A 22,849-nucleotide genomic window follows, 5' to 3' on the forward strand; every position below is an offset into this window, starting at 1 on the left:
CAAAAAAAAGAGAGCGGACGAAACGCAAGCGCCTCGTTCACTCTCTTTTCGTTAAGTATTACTCGTTGATCATCGATTTGTACGCCGCAGCGTCCATCAATGCCTCGACTTGTGAAGCATCTTCGATTTCGATGTCAACCATCCAAGCACCTTCGAATGGTGACTCGTTGACGAGTTCTGGGGAATCCGAAAGGTTTTCGTTGATGGCAACGACTTTACCAGAGATCGGTGCGTATAACTCCGAGACTGTCTTGACCGACTCGACTGAACCGAATGGCTCGTTTGCTGAGATCGTATCTCCGACTTCAGGCAATTCGACGAAGACGATATCCCCGAGTTCGTGTTGCGCGAAATCCGTGATTCCGATGCGCGCCTTGTTTCCTGATACTTCGACCCATTCATGTTCTTCCGAATAGCGTAAGTTGTCTTTTACTTGACTCATTTCCGATTCCCCCTGTGGACTAATTTGGACTAACGTGTTCAGTATACCAAAATCGACTCTGAACTTAATACCATTTTCCTTGATACATTTCTTCCTTGAAGCCGATCGTGACGTCTTTCCCGTCTGTGACGATCGGACGCTTCAACAACATGCCGTCACTTGCGAGTAACTTGTATTGCTCGTCTTCTGATAGCTCTGGAAGTTTGTCCTTGATCCCTTGCGAACGGTATGATTGACCGCTCGTGTTGAAGAATTTCTTCAGTGGCTCTCCACTCTTTTGATGAAGTTCCTGAATCGTCGTTGCAGATGGTGTCTCCTCGACGATATGTTTGTAATCCACTTCGACACCGTGCTGTTCGAGTGCTTTTTTTGCTTTGACGCACGTACTACATTTCGGATAGCCGTACATCGTGACTGTTTTTGTCATGTTCCTCACCTCAACTTCAAGAGTAGCAGATGGATCACTTCTGCTTCAAGCGTGCGAGCGCCCCGTCAATCTGATCTTGGTGATGCGCGTCATGGGCAACGAACGACTCGACGAATGTAAGTGGTCGGAAATCCTCATAGGTTGCTTCAAACTGCTCGTCAGACAAACGATCGAGGTGATTGACGATGTCACGCCGGACGCTGATCGCTTTTTTCAACAAAGCAAGCGGATCGATATGATGCGCATATTCGACCGCCAGTCGATTGAACTGATCAAAATCCGTCTCGACGAGCGTCAACGGTTCATCCGGTAACTTCGAGATGGCATGATCGTAATAAAACCGGTCCCATAAATACAGATGACTGACGCACTCAAGGACGGTCCACTTATTAAGTGCAAGCGGCAGATCCCATTCTTCCGGCGACAAACGTTCAAGGGATTGATAGTAGGCAATCGCAAAATGCAGTTCAACCAATTCTTGGCGCATCTCGTTTTCCTCCTCCAACCAAAAACTTCGCCTTTACAGAGATTTTCCCTGCAAAGGCGAAGCGGTAAACCTGACTTAGACCGTATATTTGTTTGACTCGATGAGACGTTTTGCGATGTCGCGTTTCGTACCGATGACGTTGATTGGCTGGTAACGGCTGAATTTTTTCAGCGCCGAGAGCAACATCCGGAGTTCGTCGCCGCTTGCTGCCGCGTAGAGTGTCTCTTTCGCGTCACGCTCGACAGCTTCGAACGCTTGTTGTGCGAAGACTTCCGTGTAACGGACTTTCAGTTCGCTCTTCTCGATTCCTTTGTCGGTAATCGCTTTGTCCGTCCGGACGATCGCTGACTCGAGCGCATAGATCGCACTCATGATGTCAGCTGTGTTCGCTAAGATCTCTTGTTCGCCTTGGAGTTTGTCCTGGTATTTTTGGACCGCCGTTCCGGCAGTCAACAAGAAGATCTTCTTCATCATCGCGAGTAAGTGGCGTTCGCGATCAAGTGGTGCTGTTCCGATTTCTGTCGGCATGAAGCTCATCACTTCTTGTTGCAGACGCTGTGCTTCCGCAAGCAACGGCAACTCGCCTTTCATCGCTTTCTTCAGCAACGTTCCTGGAACGAGAAGACGGTTGATCTCGTTCGTTCCTTCGAAGATCCGGTTGATCCGTGAATCACGGTACATGTTCTCGACTTCATATTCTGCCATGAAGCCGTAACCACCATGGATCTGAACCGCTTCATCAATGACATAATCAAATGTTTCCGAAGCGAAGACTTTGTTCATTGAGCATTCAATCGCGTACTCCGCGATTGCATCAGCGATTTTCTTACCGTCCTTGCTCTCTTCTTCTGACAACTGATCGAGGCTGTCTTGGAACAGACCACCTGTCCGGTAGACCGAACTTTCCATCGCATACGTCTGTGCTGCCATCGTCGCGAGTTTTTCTTGAATCAATGGGAACGAGCTGATTGGTGTCTTGAACTGTTTCCGTTCGTTCGAGTACTGGACTGCGAGATCAATCGCCCGTTTTGATGAACCGACAGCACCGACAGCTAATTTGTAACGACCGACGTTCAAGATATTGAAGGCGATGACGTGACCGCGTCCGATCTCACCGAGGACGTTATCGACTGGTACTTCTGCATCTTGTAAGATCAACGTCCGTGTCGATGATCCTTTGATTCCCATCTTCTGTTCCTCGACGCCTGTCGAGACGCCTGGATACGATCCTTCGACGAGGAAGGCTGTGAACTTGTCACCGTCGATTTTTGCGTAGACGACGAACAAGCTTGCGAAACCAGCGTTCGTGATCCATTGCTTTTCACCGTTCAAGATGTAGTGCGTACCAGCTTCGTTCAAGACAGCCGTCGTTTTGGCACCAAGAGCATCCGAACCAGAGCCTGGTTCCGTCAACGCGTACGAAGCGATCCACTCCCCTGAAGCGAGTTTTGGCAAGTATTTATGCTTTTGCTCTTCGTTACCGAAGAAGACGATTGGCAACGAACCGATTCCGACGTGTGCGCCGTAGCTGAGGGCGAATGAACGACCGCGCGCGAACTTTTCCGTAATGATCGAAGACGAAATCTTATCCATCTGATAGCCGCCGTATGCTTCCGGAACGTCTGCACCGAGTAGACCTAATTCGCCTGCTTCACGGAGGAGACCGACTGATAATTCGAACTCGTGTTTTTCGATTCGGTCAAGGACAGGAACGACACGATCTTCGACGAACTTCGCTGTCATGTCACCGACCATTTTGTGTTCTTCCGAGAAATCCTCTGGTGTGAAGAGACGTTCTGGTGCTAACTCATCTAATACGAAACTGCCACCTTTGATTAATTCGTTTGTCGTTTGGCTCATTGTCCTGTTCCTCCTTCAACTAGTTCGAATACGCCTGCTGCGCCCATTCCGCCACCGATACACATCGATACGACACCATACTGGACATTCCGACGTTTCATTTCATGCAAGAGCGTCAATGTGAGTTTTGTTCCTGTACAACCGAGTGGGTGACCGAGGGCGATCGCTCCACCGTTGACGTTGACGATGTCTTCGTTTAATCCAAGCTCGCGGATGACACCGAGTGACTGCGATGCGAACGCTTCGTTCAACTCGATCAATCCGACGTCCTCAAGCGTGATGCCTGCGAGTTCAAGTGCTTTCGGAATCGCGACGACCGGTCCGATTCCCATCACTTCCGGACGGACACCACCGACCGCAAACGACTTGAACTTTCCGAGAATCGGTAACCCTTGGCGTTCTGCTTCTTCCCGTTCCATGACGAGGACAGCAGCCGCACCGTCTGACGTCTGCGAAGAGTTCCCTGCTGTGACGCTACCGCCGAGGCGGAACGCTGGGCGAAGTTTCGCAAGACCTTCCGGTGACGAATCCGGACGAACGCCTTCATCGTGTTCGACGATGAATGTCTTCTCTTCGATTTTCAGTTCATCATTGACGAATTGTTCCGTCACCGTTACCGGGACGATTTCGTCAGCAAACTTACCGGCCGCGATGGCTGCCGCTGCTTTTTGGTGACTCTTCAACGCAAACGCATCTTGATCTTCCCGTGAGACATTGTAGGTCGCAGCGACTTGCTCCGCTGTATGCCCCATGCTCATGTAGTATTCCGGTGCCGTGTCGACGATCGACGGATTAGGTCGGACGACGTGACCTGGCATCGGGACTTGACTCATCGATTCAAGTCCTCCGGCGACGACCGCAGTTGCTTGCCCCGTCATGATCTTCATCGCTGCGTCAGCGATCGATTGTAGTCCACTTGAACAATACCGGTTGATCGTTATTGCCGGTACCTCATGGGATAAACCACCGAGGACTGAAGCGTAACGGGCGATGTTCATCCCTTGCTCTGCTTCCGGTAAGGCACATCCGAGAATGACGTCATCGACCGCTCCCGTGTAACCGGACCGTTTCAACGTTTCTTGGATGGCGATGCCTGCTAATTCATCCGAGCGCATCGATTTGAATGCGCCCTTTTTTGCTTTTCCGACCGGTGTCCGTGCACCGGCGACGATTACTGCTTCCTTCATCCGAATCCCCCCAGTCCTCAGTTACGAAGCGGCTTGCCTTTGACGAGCATGTGCTGCATCCGTTGTTGTGTCTTCATCTCACCGATCAGGCTCAAGAATGCTTCCCGTTCGATGTCGAGCATATATTGTTCATCGACGTGGCTACCGAAGGCGACGTTTCCGCCGGCGATGACGTGTGCCAGTTTACTAGCGATCTTCAAATCGTGTTCCGAGATATAACCGCCGTAGAACATTTCGCGTGTCGCGAGTTCAAGCGTCGCTTTCCCAGCACGACCGACGACTGGAATCTTCGCTTTCGCTGGTGCCGTGTAGCCGGTCCGGTCCAGTTCAAGGACAAGTTGTTTCGCATCATACGTCAAGTGATCCCGGTTCATCGAGATCTGATCAACGGAGCGGACATATCCGAGTTCGCGTGCTTCAAAGGCTGATTTTGAGACTTTTGCCATCGCGACGTTTTCGAACGTCTTTTGTGCTGCTTTTTCGATATTGACGAGTCCGTCCGGTGTGTTTTCTAACAGTCGACGGTACGTATTGACGTTTCCGCCGCCTCCTGGAATCAGACCGACACCGACTTCGACGAGACCCATGTACGTTTCAAGCCCGGCTTGCAGACGAGCTGCCGGAAGCGAGATCTCCGTACCGCCACCAAGCGTCATTCCTTGCGGTGCAGCGACGATTGGACGCGATGCATAACGAATCTTTTGAATCGATTGTTGGAACTTGTTGATGATCCAGTCGAGTTCGAACCAGTTTTCATCTTCCGCTTCCATCAGCATCATCGCTAGGTTCGCACCGACACAGAAGTTCTTGCCATCGTTCGCGATGACGAGACCACGGTGGTTTTTCTCAACGAGATCGACTGACTGTTCAATCATCTGCATGATGTCGACACCGATCGCATTGCTCTTAGAAGTGAACTCGAGCACCGCAACATCGTCTCCGATATCAAGCAAGCGTGCTCCATTGTTCTCTAGTAAAACACCGTTTGACTTCCGGACGTCGCGGAGGCGGATTTCCTTCGGATTGACCGTTGCACCGACGTAGTCTTTCGTTGCAACGTCATAATGACGACCGGACGCATCATAGAAACTCGTTTTTCCTGCTGCGAGCATCTCATCGACCCATGCCGGTACTGCGTAACCGTCTTGTTTCATCTTCGCGACCGTCTTCTCGACACCGAGTGCGTCCCATGTCTCGAACGGTCCCATCTTCCAACCGAAGCCCCATTTCATTGCTTCGTCGATCGCTTTGATGTCGTCTGCGATCTCTCCCGTCAGCTGAGCCGAGTAGAGCAATGTTTTCGCATGGATCGGCCAGAGTAAGGCACCGACACGATCTTGTGCGAAGACGACGGCTTTCAGTTTGTTTTTTGCGCCCGGAAGTGCTTTAGCTTGTCCGATTGACGGTTCAGTAAGCGCTTTCTTTTCAACGTACTCAAATGTCTCGAGGTCAAGTTCAAGGATCTGTTTTCCGACTTTCTTATAGAAGCCTTGACCTGTCTTCGCACCGAGTGCTCCTTGTTCGACAAGGCGACGCATCTCAGTCGGAACCGCGAACGTCTCCTTCTCTTCGCCTTCCGGCAACAAGTCATAGACGTTGTTTGCGACGTGAACGAACGTGTCGATGCCGACGACGTCGAGTGTCCGGAACGTCGCTGACCCTGGGCGACCAAGCAGTGGACCTGTGACCGAATCGACCTCCCCGATCGAATAGCCACCTTTTTTCATCTCATCCATCGTCACGAGGAGACCGTATGTCCCGATTCGGTTACCGATGAAGTTCGGTGTGTCCTTCGCAATGACGACGCCTTTCCCGAGTCGTTCCTCTGCGAATTGCTTCATGAAGTCGACGACACTCGGATCCGTGTCTGACGTCGGAATCAACTCAAGTAACTTCAGATAACGTGGTGGGTTAAAGAAGTGTGTCCCGAGGAAACGACGATTAAACGACTCCGAACGCCCTTCGCGCATCGCTTCGATCGAGATGCCCGATGTATTCGAGCTGACGATCGCGTCTTCCCGAATAAACGGTTCGATCGTTTTAAACAATTGTTGTTTAACATCGAGTCGTTCGACGACGACTTCGACGATCCAGTCCGCTTCTTTCAGACGCTCTAAGTCGTCTTCTAAGTTTCCGACCTCGATGAAGTCGATCAATTTTTTCGACGCGAGTGGTGCTGGATTTTGTTTCAAGAGTTTTTCGCGATTATCGCGTGCGATGCGGGAGCGGACGCGCGGATCACTCAGCGTCAAGCCCTGCTTCTCTTCTTGTGCCGTAAGTTCTTTTGGTACGATATCAAGCATCAATGTCCGTATGCCAGCATTCGCAAGATGTGCCGCGATGCCTGCACCCATCACCCCTGAACCGATGATGACGGCGAATTGGATGTGTTTCGTCAACTGGATTGTGGTCGGCTGACCGATTTGACTCGCCATGATATACCCCCTGATTTTAAATTGAATGAACAACCATTCATTATACTGACAAAAAAAGAAGCCGAACGACTTTGGTGTGCTTCTTCTACATCTTCATCATAAATGAATAATGATTCAGTAGCAATAAAAAATCAGTCAATGGACAAATTTTCCTGTTAGACTGATAAAAAGGAGTGGATGGAAATGAGTCAAACCGAGCATGTATGGAATCAAAAAGCCGCCGACTGGGCGGATCGCGCTGACGATATGTGGACGAACGGCAGTCGGAAAACCGTTTTGCCGTTCTTACGGAAAACGATCACCGGTGGTCGTTTGCTTGATCTCGGTTGCGGTGATGGGGCAGCCTGTCGCTTACTGACACCGGACTTTCAGACAGTCGGACTCGATGTCTCAGATGAGATGATCCGAATCGCCCGTGAGAAGTCACCCGAGCAGACGTTCATCGTTGGAACGGGTGAAGCATTGCCGTTCGCTGATCATGCGTTTGATGTCGTCCTCGCCGTTAACTCACTTGAATGGTCGACACGTCCCGTAAAGGTTTTAGAAGAAATCGAACGTGTCGCCCCGCTTGTCGTCATCAGTCTACTCGGTCCGACAGCCGCACCACGGCAACTTGCTTACCGTCGTCTCTACGGTGAGGAAGTTGCGATGGGGAATACGATGATGCCGTGGGAACTGTTGCAGCTGGCGAAAGAACGAGGCTGGATGTTACTCGATGAAGCGGTCATCCAAAAAGAAGGTGCCGTCATGACGGGGCATCGGTTACTGGATCAAGCCCATGCTTTCTCGTGTTTGTTTGCTTTTCAGACGACGGCTGTAAGGGAGAGATAAATATGTCACACAGTACCTTTTATACGTCTATATTAATAGCTTTATGTATTGTTTTTTTATTTTACATTGATGCTCTCGATGTTCTAGAAAGATGGCAATTCTTCCTACTCTTTATTGGTCTCTTATTCTGTATACAGGCATTGGGGGACCGTTTATTTCGACGTTATCGGGAGAAACGTTTCCAACCACAAACTACTGTCTTCTTAATGATTGGTTTATTTGCTGGGATGGTGTTTCTAGGTAATATCATTTGGCCATGATGCGAAATGATCGATGTAACGCACTATTCACCTCACTGTCTTCTCACCCGCTTTCCTCAGGCGAGACACAAGCCAGTCTTCCTCATCCTTCGGATAACGAATCCGGGTCTTGTTTGTCTCTGACAGTGCGAGATAAAACGTCGCACTTTTTCCTGTAGGAGTCGGGTGAAGACATGTGAGGAGGACGCACTCATTTATTATCCAAAGAACTCAAAAGCGATCGATTCCATTGACGGAAATCGATCGCTTTTGAGTTTAGTTCATTCAGGACGAACCGGGCATCTTCGACTCCTACAGGAAAAGGAAGCATGAACCATGCTTCCGTCAGGGAAGAGGAAGACACGGCAAATCACATGGAATGTGAGATGCCGCGGCTTACTTCCCACCTGAGGAAAGCGAAGATGCTAGGAACGTCCGGTATACTATGCTTCATCCTCCGTGCGTTCGCTGATGTACCTGCCGCAACCACCCTTCAATTAAGACAAGATCCGATTGTTCTTCCCATTTCAGTCGAAAATAGAGTGTCTGTAGCATCTGTTTGACGTTACGATACGTCGTCCACTCCGCATCTCCCCACGTCACGTCACTCTCAAGCCACTCCTTAATATTATGTTCGATTCGTTGTAATAGGACATCTTCCGACAGTCCATGGCGACAAGCTTGCAACCATGCCGTCACTATCCGGTCCGCTTCTTCATCGACATAGAGATAATCGGACCGCGTCAACTGACGAATCATCGCATCAATCGCTCCGAGTTCCTCCTGTGGACGACTGGCTGGGTGCGTAAACCAAACTGCATAGACATCTGCGATATGTGCCATGCTGTGTGCCCACCCCATTCCGTCAATGAATCCACGGACATCCTTTTCTTGCTCCAGATAAGTTTGTAAGTAAGTAGACAGCCGATCCAACTGACTTTGCGTCAATAAGTGTCGGGTTTTGTCCATCACTAACAATTCAGCGAGTGCTAATGCTGAAAATGATCGCGTCAGAACAGCTGTTGTGTCCGCTGTTCCCATTCTATACATCAATCCATGCCCGCTTAAAATAAAATCGAAAATTCGATTGATGTCTTCTATCGTAAAGGACTCTGATGCGATATAGGTCGCTAACTGCGGATAGATCAATCCATCTCGTAACTCAGAATCCGTCGAACCGATATGTAGAAGTAACTCATCGAGTAATCCAGGCGTTACATTCGCGTCTTGTTGTAGCAGTTCCTTTAACTCTTGTTCTGTTCGCACCATTCCGTCCTCTCCTCCCTGAATCCAAAAAAGACGATGCAGCGTTGCATCGCCTTCTCTTCTTATCCTTTGACCATTCCTTTGAGAACGAAGGCAACGTTTGCCGGTCGTTCTGCTAAGCGGCGCATGAAGTAACCGTACCAGTCACGTCCATAAGGGACGTAGACACGGACTTTATAGCCTTGCTTGACGAGTTCGAGTTGACGCTCGACCCGGATACCGAATAACATCTGGAATTCGAACTGGTCTTTTTCGATCCCGTTTTCTTTAGCGTGACGGATAACTTGCTCGATCATCGCATCGTCATGCGTTGCGACGGCAGCATAGTTTCCGAGTGATAATTGTAACTTCACGAGCTTGATGTAGTTGTGGTCGACGTCTTCCTTCTCTGGGAACGCAACCGTTGCCGGTTCTTTATATGCCCCTTTGACGATCCGGAGATTCGTTTCGAAACGCCCGACACGTTTGATGTCATCTTCCGACCGGTAGAGGTATGACTGGATGACCGTTCCGATGTTATCGAAAGATTGGCGCAATTCTTCAAACAATTGAATTGTCTTTTCACAACGTGGCTCATCTTCCATATCGATCGTGACGAAGACACCGAGTTCTTTCGCCCGTGTTAAGATCCGTTCCATGTTCGAGCGAATCAAGTCGTCCGAGATATCGAGTCCGAGTGATGTCAGTTTCAACGAGAGTTGCGAGTCTAATTTTTCTTCCGCAATCATCTCAACCGCACGAATACATTCTTGTGTCATCATCTCTGCTTCCGCTACCGTCGAGATGAACTCCCCTAAATGGTCCATCGTGACGCATAACCCTTTTGCGTTCAATTCCTGGATCGCCCGTTTCGATGCTTCCAATGAATCCCCTGCCACGAAGCGACTTGCTCCGAATTTAAGCCCGTATCGCTTGGCGAGACCGTTCAATGTCTTGTTTTGCGATAAGAAGATAAAACCATCCCGTAGTACTTTTTCCATCACTCATGATTCCCCCTAAATAAATGCTAGGCTGTTTTACCGTATCGGTTCACATCTCTGCACTCATATTATGCCATAAAGCGCTTACATACGCTCTTTATTTCGTTTATTTTTGAGAATCCGTTGAGCAACAAGTCCTACGGCAAAGAATAGGACATATAGTCCGATCGCAACGAAAAATTGCCAGGAGAACGGATCGCGCAGGCTTGAGCCGATATTGTTGTAAACGAACGCACCGGGAATGATCCCGAGATAGTTGGCGATAGCGAACTGTTTAAAGCGGATTTTCGATAGACCCGACGCGTAGCTGATCGCGTCAAACGGAAACAGTGGAATCAATCGAACGACGAGCACAACGAGAAAGCCGTTCGTCGCAATCCGTTCGTCAAGCACGTTCAGCTTCCCTTTCCCGATCAACTTCTCGACGCCACGGCGACCGAGCAACCGGGCGATCCAAAAGCTGAGCAAACCGCCGGTACCGGCACCAATGACGTCGAGCAATGTCCCGAGCCACGGTCCGTACGTATACCCACCAAATAACGTCAACAAGCTCGCCGGGAAAAAGACGAGTGGTCGGACGGTGTAGGCGAGCACGTAAAGCAACATCCCTGTCAGACCTTGATCCCGTACCCAATCCGATAATGCTTGAATGTCGAATTGCTCCAGCATTCCCGACATCCGGAAGTACAGGAGCAATCCAAGTCCAAACATAAAATACAGCGTAAGCGGGAGCCAGTCCCGGAGCCGTAATTTCTTCATGACATCGTCGCCGGAGCAACGTAATAGAAAATCGACAGGAAGATCAACACACTACCAGCAAGGACGAACAGATGCCAAATCGCGTGGTTATACGGCAAGCGTGCCCAGACGTAAAAGATGACGCCGAGGGAGTACGCAAGTCCACCACCGAGGAGCAGTAAGAATCCTTGTAACCCGAGTGCTTCATAGATCGGCTTGATCGCAAACAGACAACACCAGCCGAGGATCAGATAAGACGCATTCGAGATCCAGACATATTTACCGGTCGAATAGAGTTTCCAGATGATACCGAGCGTTCCGACACCCCAGACAATCCCAAGTAACGTCCAGCCGAGCGGACCACGGAGCGTGATCAAGGCGAACGGTGTATAACTACCAGCAATCAAGAGATAGATGCCAGCATGATCTAAAATTTGAAGAACCTTGTTTGCTTTCGTATGCATCAGCGAATGCATCAAGGTCGAGAACAGATAAAGGAGAATCATCGTTGCCCCGAAGATACTGACAGCCGTGACGTTCCAAGCGCTGCCGGACTTCGTCGCCTGCAGGATCAACATCACGAGCGCGACAATACTGAAAATGACACCCAATCCGTGTGTAATGGCACTGGCGATTTCCTCTTTCAAGGAGTCACCTTTTGCGAGTAGCTCTTCGATCGTTTCTTTCGATTGTTGCTTGATCGTTTGCTTAAGTTCTTTTTTGGTAACCAACCGAACACCTACTTTCTAATGACACAAGACTAACACTTTGATTATACGCTCTGAAGCGACAGCGTGCCTATCGAAAGATTCTGTCGATTTGATGACAACCGTCATCTGTTTGTCTTTTCCCGCTTATACAAAAATCCACACCGTCTATGCGATGTGGATGTCGTTTACCATTGTTCAATATCCGGGCGATCCTTGAACGTCGATTTTGTACCGTGACGTTCGTTAAGGACGGCTTCGACTTCTTTGAATGAGACACCGCGCTCAGCGAGCAAGACCGTTAAGTGATATAACAAGTCTGCTGTCTCTTCAGCTAACGTATCGTTACCGGCGAGGACGACTTCAAATGCCTCTTCACCGAACTTCTTCGCGATCTTCTCGTATCCGGAAGCAATCAAATAATTCGTATAAGATTCAGCTTCCTTTGCCTCAATCTTCGCTTTGACGGTCTGTTCCAGTTCGTATAACATCGGGTACCTCCACTTCTGTATAGAAACAACTGCGATTTCCGGTATGGCATGTCGGACCGTTCGCTTTGACCGCGATCAAGAGACTATCCTGATCACAATCGATCCACATCCGTTTGAGTTCAAGTGTGTTCCCGCTCGTCTCCCCTTTTGTCCAGAGACGATTCTTCGTCCGCGAGAAGAAGGTAACAAGACCGGTCGCAAGGGTCTTATCATAGGCGGCTTGATCCATGAAGCCGACCATCAAGACATCGTTCGTCTGCTCGTCAACGACGACGGCAGCGACGAGTCCTTTTGAAAAATTCAATGTCGTCATCGGACTTCGACTCCTCGTTCTTTGAGGTAGGCTTTTGTTTCTGGCATCGTGTACGTCGCTTCATGGAAGATCGAAGCAGCTAAGGCTGCGTCAGCTCCTGCTTCCAATCCTTCCGCTAAGTGATCGAGTGTTCCGACTCCACCGGAAGCAATGATCGGCACGTTGACGACTTCACGCAGACGACGGATCAAGGCGAGATCATAGCCGTCTTTTGTGCCGTCAGCGTCCATTGACGTAACGAGTAATTCGCCGGCACCGAGGGCGACAGCTTCCTGCGCCCACTCGATCGCGTCACGTCCGACGGGTTGGGTTCCACCGTGTGAGAAGACACCCCACGAGTCACCCGTCTGCTTCGCATCGATTGCGACGACCGTCGCTTGGACACCGAACAGGCGGCTGACTTCTTGAATCAGTTGTGGATTTTGGAGTGCCGACGAGTTGAGTGAGACTTTGTCAGCACCAGCACGAATCAAGCGTTTCGCGTCTTCGATTGTCTTGATTCCGCCACCGACCGTAAACGGCATATAGATGACTTCTGCGACGCGTTCGACGATATCAAGCATCGTCTCGCGCCCTTCTTGCGTTGCTGAGATATCAAGCAGAACGAGTTCGTCCGCCCCTTGTTCGTAATAATACTTTGCGACGGCGACCGGGTCACCAAGATCACGTAAGTTCTGGAATTTGACCCCTTTGACGACACGTCCTTCCTTGACGTCAAGACAGGGAATGATTCGTTTCATCAACATACGCGTAACACCTCTTTTAAGGCGAGTGATCCGTCGAGCAACGCCCGACCGACGACCGCTCCGTCCATCCCGATTTCTTTCAGGCGCGCGACGTCATCGACTGTCGTCACACCACCGGAAGCAATCAATTCGACCCCTTCCCGTTTTAAGCGATCAAGTCCATCGACATCCGGTCCCATCATCATTCCGTCACGCGAAATATCCGTATAAAGGAACGTCTTGATCCCTTTACCGATCAAGTGTGTCATCGCTTCTTCAAGCGTCCAACCGCTCGCTTCGAGCCAGCCGCGTGTTTGAACGATTCCCTCTTTTGCGTCTAACGCAACAGCCAGTTTATCACCAGCGAGAGCGATCATCTGCTCGAGTAACGCTTCGTCTTCAAGGGCGACCGTGCCGACGAGAATCCGGTCGATTCCGGCACCAACGTATGCTTCGACGGTCTCAATGTTACGGACACCACCACCAGCTTCCACGAACAAACCGGTCTCCTTTTTGATGTCGGCGATCAAGTTCAAGTGCAACGGTTCGCCGGCTTTCGCGCCATCAAGATCGATCAAGTGGATCGCTGTCGCCCCATCTTCCTTGAAGCGCTTCGCAATCGTCAACGCATCGCCGAAGAATGTCTGTTGGTCAAAATCTCCTTGCTTCAGGCGCACCGCCTGTCCGCTCATTAAATCGATTGCTGGGTAGAGTTGCATGTCGTCTCTCTCCATTCCTTCAGTAGTTTCAGTCCGACTTCGCCACTCTTCTCCGGGTGGAACTGCATCCCTGTGACTTGTCCTTTTTGGACGATTGCCGGAACAAGACGTCCGTATTCGACCGCGTCGACGATCCATTCTCGATCACAGACAGCACCGTACGAATGGACGAAATAGACCGCTTCGCCGTGGTTCGTCAGTTGGTGCCAACCCATGTGTGGTAAGCGGACGTCATTCGGTAATTTTTCGATCGTTCCCGGTAAAATCCCGAGACCTTCCGTCAGTCCATCTTCGTCACTCGATTCAAAGAGCAGTTGCATCCCAAGACAAATCCCGAGGAACGGTTTCTTTTCCGCTTGTTCTTTTAAGAAGTCAACGAGTCCCGTTTCCTTCAGGCGCTCCATTGCCGGTGCATAGGCACCGACACCCGGTAAGACGAGTGCTTCTGCTTGGTCAAGCAACTCCGTGTCACTCGTAACGATGACTGCTTCGCCGAGCTCCTTTAACGCCCGCTCGACATTCGCGATATTCCCGACGCCATAATCGACGATTGCTATCATTGATCAATCAACCCTTTCGTAGACGGTACCCCTTCGCTCGTCACGGCGACTGCCTGACGGACGGCTCGACCGAGTGCTTTGAACAACCCTTCGATCATGTGGTGTGTGTTCGAGCCATATAAGACTTCGGCATGAATCGTCATCCGGGCACTCCGTGATAAGCCTTGGAAGAACTCTTCTGCGAGTTCCGTATCAAAGTCACCGAGCTTCGGATTCTTGAAACTAGCACGGAAGACTGTGAACGGACGACCGCTGAAATCGAGCACGACCGACGCGAGTGTCTCATCCATCGGTACACGCGATTCGCCGTAGCGTTCAATCCCGGCTTTATCGCCGAGCGCTTCCGTCAACGCTGCCCCGAGGACGATTGCTGTATCTTCGACCGTGTGGTGCGCATCAATCCACGTATCACCTTTTGCTGTCACCTTCAGACCGATCCGGGCCTGAAAGGCAAATAACGTCAACATATGATCAAAGAACCCGACACCGGTCTTGATTTCAACCGGACCTCCTGCGAGATCGACCTCAACCTTGATGTCTGATTCTGCACTTACTCGTTCGCTTGCGCCACGCCGCATCGTAATTCCTCCTCTACACACGTTTCTAATACTTGCATCGCTTCTGGTGATCCACAACTGACACGGAATGCCTGGTCAAACAAGCGGATCCGTAATCCAGCGTCAGCACAACGCTGCGTAAAGCGTTCGGCTTCCGGATACTCGACATAGACGAAGTTCGCTGCACTCGGATACGTCTTGCCGATCGGGGCGAGAATCCGCTCGATCGCTTCGCGACTCGCATACGTTTCTTCTAAGACCCGATCGAGTTCCGGTTCTGCCATGATGGCGATTCCGACAGCTGCTGATAGACCAGAGACGTTGTACGGTGATTTGATCTGTTCGATTTCTTCAATGATTTGTTCGCTCGCGATGACAAAACCAAGTCGAAGCGATGCGAGACCGAACGCTTTCGAGAGCGTCCGTAAGATGATCGCTTTCGGATATTCTTCCAGTAAGTGAAGCATCGACTGTTCGAGCGCGAAGTCGATGTACGCCTCATCGATGACGACGTATTTGCCACTGTCGAGCAACCGACGGACGTCCGCTTCCTTCCGGAGGACACCGGAAGGATTGTGCGGGTGACTCAAGAAGATGACCTCACCAGGAGCTGCGATCAATCCCTCAACGTCAAGCGCCATCTCGTCGAGTAACGGCACGCGTTCGAACGGTGCCCGTGCTCGGTCAGCGTAGAACTGGTACATGACGAAGTCCGGTTCCGAGGCGATGACCGGCATACCAGGTCCGCCGTAGCGGGCACATAAGTAGCCGATCAACTCATCCGAGCCGTTCCCGGCGACAAGTTGTGTCGGACGGACACCAGCGTATGTTGCGTACGATGCCTTGACTTGATCGATGATCTCGACAGGATATTCATTTAAAGGGAACGTTGCGATCAATTCCTGGATCGCTTCGATCCCGACTGGACTGTGGGTCGTGAATCGTTCGTTTTGGTGTAATCGCATTAGTCTTCCCTCACTTCGATGGCTTGTGCGTGTGCTTCGAGTCCTTCGACCCGGGCAACGGTCTTCGCTGCGTTCGCGAGACGTTGTACGCCTGCGCGTGTGGCTTCGAGCATCGTCTGGTGACGCAGGAATGTCCGCGCTGATAATCCAGACGCAAAACGAGCTGTACCGGACGTTGGTAAGACGTGGTTCGTTCCGGCGACGTAATCACCGAGCGTTTCCGGTGTCTCGTGACCGAGGAAAATCATCCCGGCGTGACGGATCGATTTGACGACCTCTTGCGGATTGGCAACGGCAAGTTCCAAGTGTTCCGCTGCGAGGCGATTCGCTTCTTCGATCGCTGTCTCGATTGGAGCGACGAAGACACCACCGTTTTCCATTGCACGGCGGGCAATCTCTTGACGCGGCAATTGCTGTAAGCGTCGTTCGATTTCCGCATCCACCGCTTGTTTCATCTCTTCCGTTGGCACGAAGGCGATCGCGACAGCGTCACGGTCGTGTTCGGCTTGGGCAAGTAAATCGGCTGCGATCCGGTCCGGATGCGCCGTTTCGTCCGCGATGACGACGACTTCTGATGGACCAGCGACCGAGTCGATACCAACGATCCCGTAGACTTGGCGTTTTGCTTCAGCGACGAAGCGATTCCCGGGTCCGACGATCAAATCGACGGCTTGGATGCTTTCTGTTCCGAAAGTCAGCGCGGCGACGGCTTGTGCACCACCGATCGTATAGATTTCTGTCACACCAGCGATTCGTGCCGCAACGAGAACCTCGTCACTTAAGTTCGTCATCGGCGTCACCATGACGACACGTTCGACGCCAGCAACTTTGGCTGGAATCGCGTTCATCAAGACGGTCGACGGATAACTTGCCGCACCACCCGGTACATAAATCCCGACCGAATCAACGGGAACGAACCGTTGACGTCGTGTCACGTCTGCTTCGACGAGTTCGATGTCAGACGGCAGTTCTTGTTCGTGCCATTCGACGAGTCGTGTCGCCATCAACTTCAACGAGTCGATCAAGTTGGCGTCTGCCTGTTCAAAGGCTTGCGTGATCCGTGTTTCACTGAGGCGGAAATCTTCAAGATCGACCTGATCGAATTGGTTCGTATAATCGCGGACAGCAGCGTCACCGTCTGTTGCGACGCGTTCGAGAATCGCGCGGACCGCGAGCTCCGTGTCGCGATCGATGCTGAAAGGTTTTGTCGGTGTCATGATCGTGTCACTCCTTCTGTCAATTGCTCGAGCAAGCGGATGACTTCCACCCGCTTCCGTTTTAACGTCCATTCGCTCGTAAAGAATCGAGCGCTGATATCGATGATTTTTTCGTATTCGTTTAGTCCGTTCGCGCGTAACGTCTCACCTGTCTCGACGATATCGACGATCGCGTCAGCAAGTCCGAGTAACGGTGCCAACTCGACCGAACCGTTCAGCGGTACGATGTCGACGTCGACACCGAGTTCGCTGAAGTAGCGTTTTGCGATGACTGGATACTTCGTCGCAATCCGGACGCGGCGCCCACCTTCAAATTGCAAAGGTTCCTTCGCGCAGACCGACATTCGGCAGACGCCGAACGGCAATTCCGCCAGTTCCGATAATTCTTGATCCGATTCAAGTAAGATGTCACTGCCGGTGATCGCGACGTCAAGAACACCTTGAGCGACGTACGGAATCAAATCCGATCCTTTCATGAAGACGAATTCGTGCTCGCCCCGTTTGACGATCAGTTCGCGTTCAATGGCTCCCCATGTCTCGACGCCAGCTTCTTTTAGATAACGTTCTGTCGCTTTCGACAGCCGTCCTTTCGTAATTCCGATTCGCATTTAGAGCACCTCCGCCAACCGTTCGACCGAGAATCCGATGCCGAACGCCTGTTGTTCTTGTCCGAATTGTTCATAAAGCCGGTCGTAGCGTCCACCGACGAGGACAGGTTCCGTCACACCTTCGATGAAGCCGTGGATCGTGATCCCGTCGTAGTACGTCTGTAAGCCCATTTGACCGAAGTCGAGATCGGCATTGACGGCTTCCGCGAGATCAAGCACGGCATTGAGTCGTGTCTCGTCGACGTACGGTAAGATCATCTCTGCCCCTTCACGTCCGAATAATAAAGGAAGTTTCGCAAGTAAGGCATCATCGAGTTGACCTGCAATTCGCTTCAGTTCGATGACGTTACGTAAACGGAGCATCTGCGTCACCTGATCGCGTAAGTGGTGATCACCGACGCGCGTCTCAATCAAATGCTCGATTAGACCGGCATCGCCGATCGAGAGTGTGACTTCTTTTCCTGTCAGTTCTTCGACGAGTCGGACCGCGAGTTGAATTGCTTCGACTTCCGCGATTTGTCCCCGTTCCTCGAATCCGACTTGGAACTTCTCTTCCGGTTGAAAGACCGAGCCACTGTAGAAGACACGTTTATATTGTTCGCGACCCCGTTCGCTAAGGGCACGCGCGACACTAGTCGTAAAATCCATCCGAATCTGTTCCCGTCCACCGATTTCCTCAATTAAGGGGGTGATTAATCGGGTATAGTTAGATTGTTCGAGTCCATCTTCGAGCTGACGGATGACCTGTTGGAGCCGCGTTGCCGAGGCGCCGACGTAATCTGTCGCTCCATCCTTGAGTCGAATCGTAGAAAATGATTGCATACTCCCACTCCTTTATCTTATTATCACTGTACCACGCTAAATTATTTAACGATAAGATACCGCGTTTCGGGCACATTGTCAATCGCTTTGCTTGCCAATTCTAAAAAATCGGAGGGTTACTCATGCAATTATTGAAATGGGACGGTCACGTCCACAGTCCATATTGTCCACACGGTACGAAGGATCCACTCGAAGCCTACATCGAGCGTGCCTTAGAGCAAGGCTTAGAACGAATCAGCTTCACGGAACATGCCCCTTTACCTGAAGATGTGGCGGATCCTGCGCCAGATAACGATTCCGGAATGTCGTTCGCAACAGCCGATGCCTACCTGAAGGAATTAACGCAACTCCGCGAGACATACAAGAATCAAATCGATATCCGAATCGGGATGGAGTTCGACTACTGGGAAGGGCATGTCGACGGCACGCGTGACATCATCGCCCGCTACGCTGACGTCTTGACCGACGGCATTCTCTCACTGCATTACTTACACATTGATGATCAGTATTATGGCGTCGACTTCAGCAAGGAAAGCTTTGGTGAGATCGTCACGAAACTCGGAAGCGTCACGGCGGTCCACGAACGCTATTATGAAGGCATCCAAGCCCTCGTCATGACGGACCTCGGTGCACACCAGCCGAAGCGACTCGGTCACTTGACGTTACCGACGAAGTTCATCCAAGCCTATCCGCTCGAGTCGAACCCAACGAACCTCGACGACACGTTACGGAAAATCCGTCAGGCGAACTTCACACTCGACGTCAACACGGCAGGACTCCGTAAGCCGTTATGTGGTCTTTCCTATCCTTACCCGGAACTCCTGCAAGTCACGCAGTCGTTATCGATTCCGCTCGTTTACGGATCAGATGCCCACCTCGCAAAAGATGTCGGTGCTGATTTCGATTTCAAATGGTAAACAAAAATCCGGATGCCGCAGCATCCGGATTTTTTTGTTTAGGAATACGGGAAATCAGCAGCGTCGACAGGAGCAATCGATCGTGCTAATTTTTTTAATTGTACTAGCGACACGTTACCGGACAGGAGGACGATTTGATTGTCTTCGACGTAATAGAGGTTCGTTCTCTCTTGTTTTTCTTGGAAGTAAGCCGTCTGTCCGTTCGCAAGCGTCGTTTCCTGCCAGTCCTCGCCTTGAACGTCTTTCTTCGGAACGACGGTTAGCAGAATCATTTGGGACTTCGTATGGAAGAACCAGATGCTATCATCTCCATTAGGAGTTGAACTACTCATAATCGCTTGGAATGTTGAGAACGGTAAATTCAAACCACGAGTCGAATCATCATCTTTTTTAATATTTTGAACGTCATCATGTAAACCGCCTTTTAAAATCCAGTTCTTCTCTTGCTTGGTATACTCTAATACAGCAAGACGATCTGCTCCTTTTGGGTAATGCAGCGTTACGTAAGCATGATTCCCGAGGGCGACACTACTCCAGATATCGCCTTCAGTCAGATGCGTTTTTGTTCCATCCTTAAAGTAAAACGTCACGTGACGACGGAAATCCGCTTCAAACGAATCCTGTTCTGAAAAGTCCTTCGCTTTAATGCGTTGTACGATGGCATCCGGTTCAGCACCATCCTCAGCAGTGTTATCATCAATCCATCGCGTGTGAAGCTGATTCAAAGGCGGAACTTGGTCTGGTTCTGCACAACCGGTCAAAATACTTGTAGCGAGTAAAGCACTGATTACACCAATCCGTTGAAATCGCATGACAACCTCCTTTTCCTCTTTTTTCCTTTCTTTGAGTATCTCACGTTGTGGGACTAAGTCTTTAAGAAAATTACGAAAAGAGGGAAAGGAGAATTTCTGATTAATACGTATACATACATAAAATATCTACATAAAAAACAGACTAGCCCTCTTCAATTGAAGAGAACTAATCTGTTTCGTATGTTTCACTCTAAGTTGGCATGTTTCCCGTACATCGTTTGTGAATCGAGTTGCTTCTCTTCCATGATCTGCAGAATCAAGGCATCATAGAACAACAACATCGTCTGTTCAAACAACGAGCCCATCGGTTGAACCGTCTCGTCCGCTGATGCCGTTTTTTCTTTCGGAACTCCGGGCAGTTGGACGACTAAGTCTGCAAGTAGTGCTAACGTCGATGTCGGATTGATCGTGACGACAGCAACCGTTCCACCGAGTTGCTGTGCTTTCTCGACGATTGGTACCAACGTTTTCGTCTCACCCGATCCGGAACCGACGATCAACAAGTCACCGTCGCGTAAATTCGCCGTGACCGTCTCGCCGACGACATAAGCATCGAGTCCCATGTGCATCAATCGCATGACGAACGCTTTCCCCATCAAGCCGGAACGACCTGCTCCTGCGAGAAAGATTCGGTTCGCTTGAAGGACAGCATCTGCCAGTTCTTTCGTCTCGGTCGCATCGATTGCTTCGACCGTCGAAGTCAGCTCTTCGATAATCGTTTGAATGTGTGTCATTTACGCCTCTTGCAGCATCCGATGCATTGCTGACGCTGTTTCTTGTTTATCATCTTGTCCTGTGATCCCACCACCGACGATGATCAGATCAGGACGTGCTGCGATGACTTCCGGTAACGTCTCCATCTTAATACCACCCGCAACAGCTGTTTTTGCGTTTGTCACAACCGATTTGATTGTCGCGAGATCTTCGAACGAGTTTTGACCGACTGCTTGCAGATCGTAACCTGTGTGGACACAGATGTAATCGACGCCTAACGCATCGAGTTCTTTCGCACGTGTTGCGATATCTTTCACGGCAATCATGTCGACGAGAATCTGTTTGCCAGATTTTTTCGCTTCTTCGACTGCCCCTTTGATTGACATGTCTTCGGCTGCCCCAAGGATCGTCACGATGTCGGCACCATGTGCGACAGCTTGGCTGACTTCGTAGCCGGCAGCGTCCATGATTTTCAAGTCAGCGAGGACCGTTAAGTTCGGGAACGCGGCTTTCATTTCTTTAACGGCGCGGAGCCCTTCGTTGATGACGACCGGTGTACCGATCTCGACGATATCTAAATTGTCTTCCCCGATTTCTTTGACTAAAGCAATCGCACCTGCTGTATCAACTAAATCAATTGCGAGTTGTAATTTCATTTTGTATCTCTCCCATTCTTCTCTGTATTGTCGTACCTGACACTTCCTTCAGACGTTCAGGAAGGAACAGGACTAAATATAATCCGCAGGAGCATTCTTGAGAAGTACGCACTTTTAATTTACATAGTGCGGTTTTTCATACATAGTGCGAAAAAGTATACTGTCAACCGGAAGAAAGTCTATACTGGAGCAGGAGGTGGATTGATGCCACATTTTGAAGACCGTCAGTTTAACTGTGAGAAGGAATTGACCCTCTCGATCATCGGGGGCAAATGGAAGATGCTCATTCTTTGGCACTTAGGCAAGGAAGGAACAAAACGCTTCGGGGAACTAAAAAGTCTGATGCCTGGCATCACGCAACGAATGCTCGTCAATCAACTACGCGAACTCGAAGACCACCACATCATTCACCGGGAAGTCTATCCGGTCGTACCACCGAAGGTTGAATATTCGTTGACACCACACGGTCATAGCTTAATGCCGATTTTAGATGCGATGTATGACTGGGGTAAGGATTATGCGAAAAATGTCTTGGAGATTGATTTTGAACAACAAAAAGTATCACCATAAAAAAGATGCTCGTGGTCTCGTCTCTTTTTAGAGATAAGTCCACGGAGCATCTTTTTTAGGATTCTTCCATTGTATAAATCTTCGACATCGCCAGTTCATCAACGTATTCCCCATCGATGAAGAGCGACGCAATCCGTGTCCCTTCGATGTTAAAGCCAAACTTATGATAGAGTTCGATTGCCCGCAAGTTGTCCTTGCGAACCGTCAACTCGAGTCGGATGAGTCCAGCTTCAATCGCAAACGCATCCACCGCTTCAAGTAGTCCCGCACCGAGCCCACGACCCGTGTAGGCATCGAGCAAGCCGATGACGAGGTTCGCCCGGTGACGAATCCGACTCGGCTCACCACCGACGACGAGCACATACCCGACGAGTTGCTCATCGACATCCACAACGAAGATGTCCGAGTTAGCAGCCTGACCGAACTTCTCGATGAACGCCTCGGCCTGTTCCGTTGACAGGACACGTTCCTCCGGCTCATACAACATATATTTCGTTTCCCGATCAATGCGTCGCATCAAGTCCGATAAGGCTTTTCCGTCCATCAAGGTGGCACGTCGTATCATAGGTGTCAGCTCCTTTCCTTACAATATTACAACCTATTT

The 22,849-nt window shown here is 50.4% G+C and carries 25 protein-coding genes and 1 pseudogene; 3 read left to right on the top strand and 23 right to left on the bottom strand.

Annotated features, from left to right (window positions below):
* Positions 1-58: 58 nt before the first annotated feature.
* The 6 genes from gcvH to B3G15_RS11220 form a co-directional block, all read right to left on the bottom strand.
* Positions 59-442 carry a glycine cleavage system protein GcvH gene (gcvH, locus tag B3G15_RS11195; protein ID WP_029342437.1) on the bottom strand — a complete coding sequence of 128 codons (384 nt, stop codon included), beginning with the start codon at positions 440-442 and terminating at the stop codon, positions 59-61.
* A 64-nt stretch (positions 443-506) separates the two neighbouring features.
* Complete coding sequence (locus tag B3G15_RS11200; RefSeq protein ID WP_023469169.1) at positions 507-869, bottom strand: arsenate reductase family protein; 363 nt, start codon at positions 867-869, stop codon at positions 507-509.
* 34 nt (positions 870-903) lie between these two features.
* Positions 904-1,356 (bottom strand): DinB family protein, encoded by a 453-nt coding sequence (locus tag B3G15_RS11205; protein ID WP_290720960.1) that lies wholly within the window; start codon positions 1,354-1,356, stop codon positions 904-906.
* 75 nt (positions 1,357-1,431) lie between these two features.
* Entirely contained in the window at positions 1,432-3,216 is a 1,785-nt protein-coding gene (locus B3G15_RS11210) for an acyl-CoA dehydrogenase family protein (protein WP_290720963.1), read from the bottom strand.
* Entirely contained in the window at positions 3,213-4,403 is a 1,191-nt protein-coding gene (locus B3G15_RS11215) for an acetyl-CoA C-acetyltransferase (RefSeq protein ID WP_058264685.1), read from the bottom strand. Before B3G15_RS11215 ends, B3G15_RS11210 begins: the two co-directional genes overlap by 4 nt.
* Positions 4,404-4,420: 17 nt before the next feature.
* Positions 4,421-6,838 carry a 3-hydroxyacyl-CoA dehydrogenase/enoyl-CoA hydratase family protein gene (locus B3G15_RS11220; RefSeq protein ID WP_290720967.1) on the bottom strand — a complete coding sequence of 806 codons (2,418 nt, stop codon included), beginning with the start codon at positions 6,836-6,838 and terminating at the stop codon, positions 4,421-4,423.
* A 183-nt stretch (positions 6,839-7,021) separates the two neighbouring features.
* Here B3G15_RS11220 and B3G15_RS11225 point away from each other — a divergent pair, with 183 nt between their 5' ends.
* Complete coding sequence (locus B3G15_RS11225) at positions 7,022-7,669, top strand: class I SAM-dependent methyltransferase (protein WP_290720970.1); 648 nt, start codon at positions 7,022-7,024, stop codon at positions 7,667-7,669.
* Between the two features lie 689 nt (positions 7,670-8,358).
* Here B3G15_RS11225 and B3G15_RS11230 read toward each other — a convergent pair.
* The 13 genes and pseudogenes from B3G15_RS11230 to B3G15_RS11290 all read right to left on the bottom strand — a co-directional run bounded on the left by B3G15_RS11230 (position 8,359) and on the right by B3G15_RS11290 (position 18,576).
* Positions 8,359-9,177: a DUF2785 domain-containing protein gene (locus B3G15_RS11230; RefSeq protein ID WP_290720972.1), complete on the bottom strand. Its 819-nt coding sequence runs from the start codon at positions 9,175-9,177 to the stop codon at positions 8,359-8,361.
* Between the two features lie 59 nt (positions 9,178-9,236).
* Positions 9,237-10,154, bottom strand: a complete 918-nt coding sequence (locus tag B3G15_RS11235; protein WP_023469178.1) for a proline dehydrogenase family protein — start codon at positions 10,152-10,154, stop codon at positions 9,237-9,239.
* An 84-nt stretch (positions 10,155-10,238) separates the two neighbouring features.
* The gene (locus B3G15_RS11240) at positions 10,239-10,913 is read right to left on the bottom strand and encodes a TVP38/TMEM64 family protein (RefSeq protein ID WP_047393377.1); all 675 of its coding nucleotides are present in this window, start codon (positions 10,911-10,913) and stop codon (positions 10,239-10,241) included.
* Complete coding sequence (trhA, locus tag B3G15_RS11245; protein WP_035396436.1) at positions 10,910-11,569, bottom strand: PAQR family membrane homeostasis protein TrhA; 660 nt, start codon at positions 11,567-11,569, stop codon at positions 10,910-10,912. Before trhA ends, B3G15_RS11240 begins: the two co-directional genes overlap by 4 nt.
* Positions 11,570-11,787: 218 nt before the next feature.
* A pseudogene (hisIE, locus tag B3G15_RS11250) lies at positions 11,788-12,403 on the bottom strand (bifunctional phosphoribosyl-AMP cyclohydrolase/phosphoribosyl-ATP diphosphatase HisIE).
* Positions 12,400-13,149 carry an imidazole glycerol phosphate synthase subunit HisF gene (hisF, locus tag B3G15_RS11255; RefSeq protein WP_023469183.1) on the bottom strand — a complete coding sequence of 250 codons (750 nt, stop codon included), beginning with the start codon at positions 13,147-13,149 and terminating at the stop codon, positions 12,400-12,402. The pseudogene hisIE and the gene hisF overlap by 4 nt, the downstream one beginning before the upstream one ends.
* Positions 13,143-13,847, bottom strand: coding sequence for a 1-(5-phosphoribosyl)-5-[(5-phosphoribosylamino)methylideneamino]imidazole-4-carboxamide isomerase (hisA, locus tag B3G15_RS11260; protein ID WP_029342450.1), 705 nt, complete (start codon positions 13,845-13,847; stop codon positions 13,143-13,145). Before hisA ends, hisF begins: the two co-directional genes overlap by 7 nt.
* On the bottom strand, positions 13,820-14,407 hold the full coding sequence (gene hisH / locus B3G15_RS11265; protein ID WP_290720981.1) for an imidazole glycerol phosphate synthase subunit HisH: 588 nt from the start codon (positions 14,405-14,407) through the stop codon (positions 13,820-13,822). The genes hisA and hisH overlap by 28 nt, the downstream gene beginning before the upstream one ends.
* A complete protein-coding gene (gene hisB, locus B3G15_RS11270) occupies positions 14,404-14,985 on the bottom strand; it encodes an imidazoleglycerol-phosphate dehydratase HisB (RefSeq protein WP_035396348.1) in 582 nt (193 codons plus the stop codon). The genes hisH and hisB overlap by 4 nt, the downstream gene beginning before the upstream one ends.
* Positions 14,958-15,929, bottom strand: coding sequence for a pyridoxal phosphate-dependent aminotransferase (locus B3G15_RS11275; protein WP_290720985.1), 972 nt, complete (start codon positions 15,927-15,929; stop codon positions 14,958-14,960). Before B3G15_RS11275 ends, hisB begins: the two co-directional genes overlap by 28 nt.
* Complete coding sequence (gene hisD, locus B3G15_RS11280; protein WP_290720988.1) at positions 15,929-17,146, bottom strand: histidinol dehydrogenase; 1,218 nt, start codon at positions 17,144-17,146, stop codon at positions 15,929-15,931. Before hisD ends, B3G15_RS11275 begins: the two co-directional genes overlap by 1 nt.
* On the bottom strand, positions 17,143-17,754 hold the full coding sequence (hisG, locus tag B3G15_RS11285; protein WP_023469189.1) for an ATP phosphoribosyltransferase: 612 nt from the start codon (positions 17,752-17,754) through the stop codon (positions 17,143-17,145). Before hisG ends, hisD begins: the two co-directional genes overlap by 4 nt.
* Positions 17,755-18,576 carry an ATP phosphoribosyltransferase regulatory subunit gene (locus B3G15_RS11290; protein ID WP_290720993.1) on the bottom strand — a complete coding sequence of 274 codons (822 nt, stop codon included), beginning with the start codon at positions 18,574-18,576 and terminating at the stop codon, positions 17,755-17,757. It abuts the gene before it with no gap.
* Positions 18,577-18,698: 122 nt separating this feature from the next.
* Here B3G15_RS11290 and hisJ point away from each other — a divergent pair, with 122 nt between their 5' ends.
* Positions 18,699-19,493 (top strand): histidinol-phosphatase HisJ, encoded by a 795-nt coding sequence (gene hisJ, locus B3G15_RS11295; protein WP_290720996.1) that lies wholly within the window; start codon positions 18,699-18,701, stop codon positions 19,491-19,493.
* A gap of 38 nt (positions 19,494-19,531) precedes the next feature.
* Here hisJ and B3G15_RS11300 read toward each other — a convergent pair whose 3' ends face one another.
* The 3 genes from B3G15_RS11300 to hxlA all read right to left on the bottom strand — a co-directional run bounded on the left by B3G15_RS11300 (position 19,532) and on the right by hxlA (position 21,675).
* On the bottom strand, positions 19,532-20,305 hold the full coding sequence (locus B3G15_RS11300) for a hypothetical protein (RefSeq protein WP_290720999.1): 774 nt from the start codon (positions 20,303-20,305) through the stop codon (positions 19,532-19,534).
* Between the two features lie 185 nt (positions 20,306-20,490).
* Complete coding sequence (gene hxlB, locus B3G15_RS11305; protein WP_290721002.1) at positions 20,491-21,039, bottom strand: 6-phospho-3-hexuloisomerase; 549 nt, start codon at positions 21,037-21,039, stop codon at positions 20,491-20,493.
* Positions 21,040-21,675: a 3-hexulose-6-phosphate synthase gene (gene hxlA / locus B3G15_RS11310; RefSeq protein WP_290721006.1), complete on the bottom strand. Its 636-nt coding sequence runs from the start codon at positions 21,673-21,675 to the stop codon at positions 21,040-21,042.
* 204 nt (positions 21,676-21,879) lie between these two features.
* On the opposite strand from hxlA, the gene B3G15_RS11315 reads away from it, so the two are divergent.
* Positions 21,880-22,245 (top strand): winged helix-turn-helix transcriptional regulator, encoded by a 366-nt coding sequence (locus B3G15_RS11315; RefSeq protein WP_075643057.1) that lies wholly within the window; start codon positions 21,880-21,882, stop codon positions 22,243-22,245.
* A 55-nt stretch (positions 22,246-22,300) separates the two neighbouring features.
* Here B3G15_RS11315 and B3G15_RS11320 read toward each other — a convergent pair whose 3' ends face one another.
* Complete coding sequence (locus tag B3G15_RS11320) at positions 22,301-22,810, bottom strand: GNAT family N-acetyltransferase (protein WP_290721010.1); 510 nt, start codon at positions 22,808-22,810, stop codon at positions 22,301-22,303.
* Positions 22,811-22,849 lie beyond the last annotated feature (39 nt).

Origin of the sequence: Exiguobacterium sp. UBA1053 (assembly GCF_002316465.1) — a bacterium.
In the GTDB taxonomy this organism is placed as follows: domain Bacteria; phylum Bacillota; class Bacilli; order Exiguobacteriales; family Exiguobacteriaceae; genus Exiguobacterium_A; species Exiguobacterium_A abrahamii.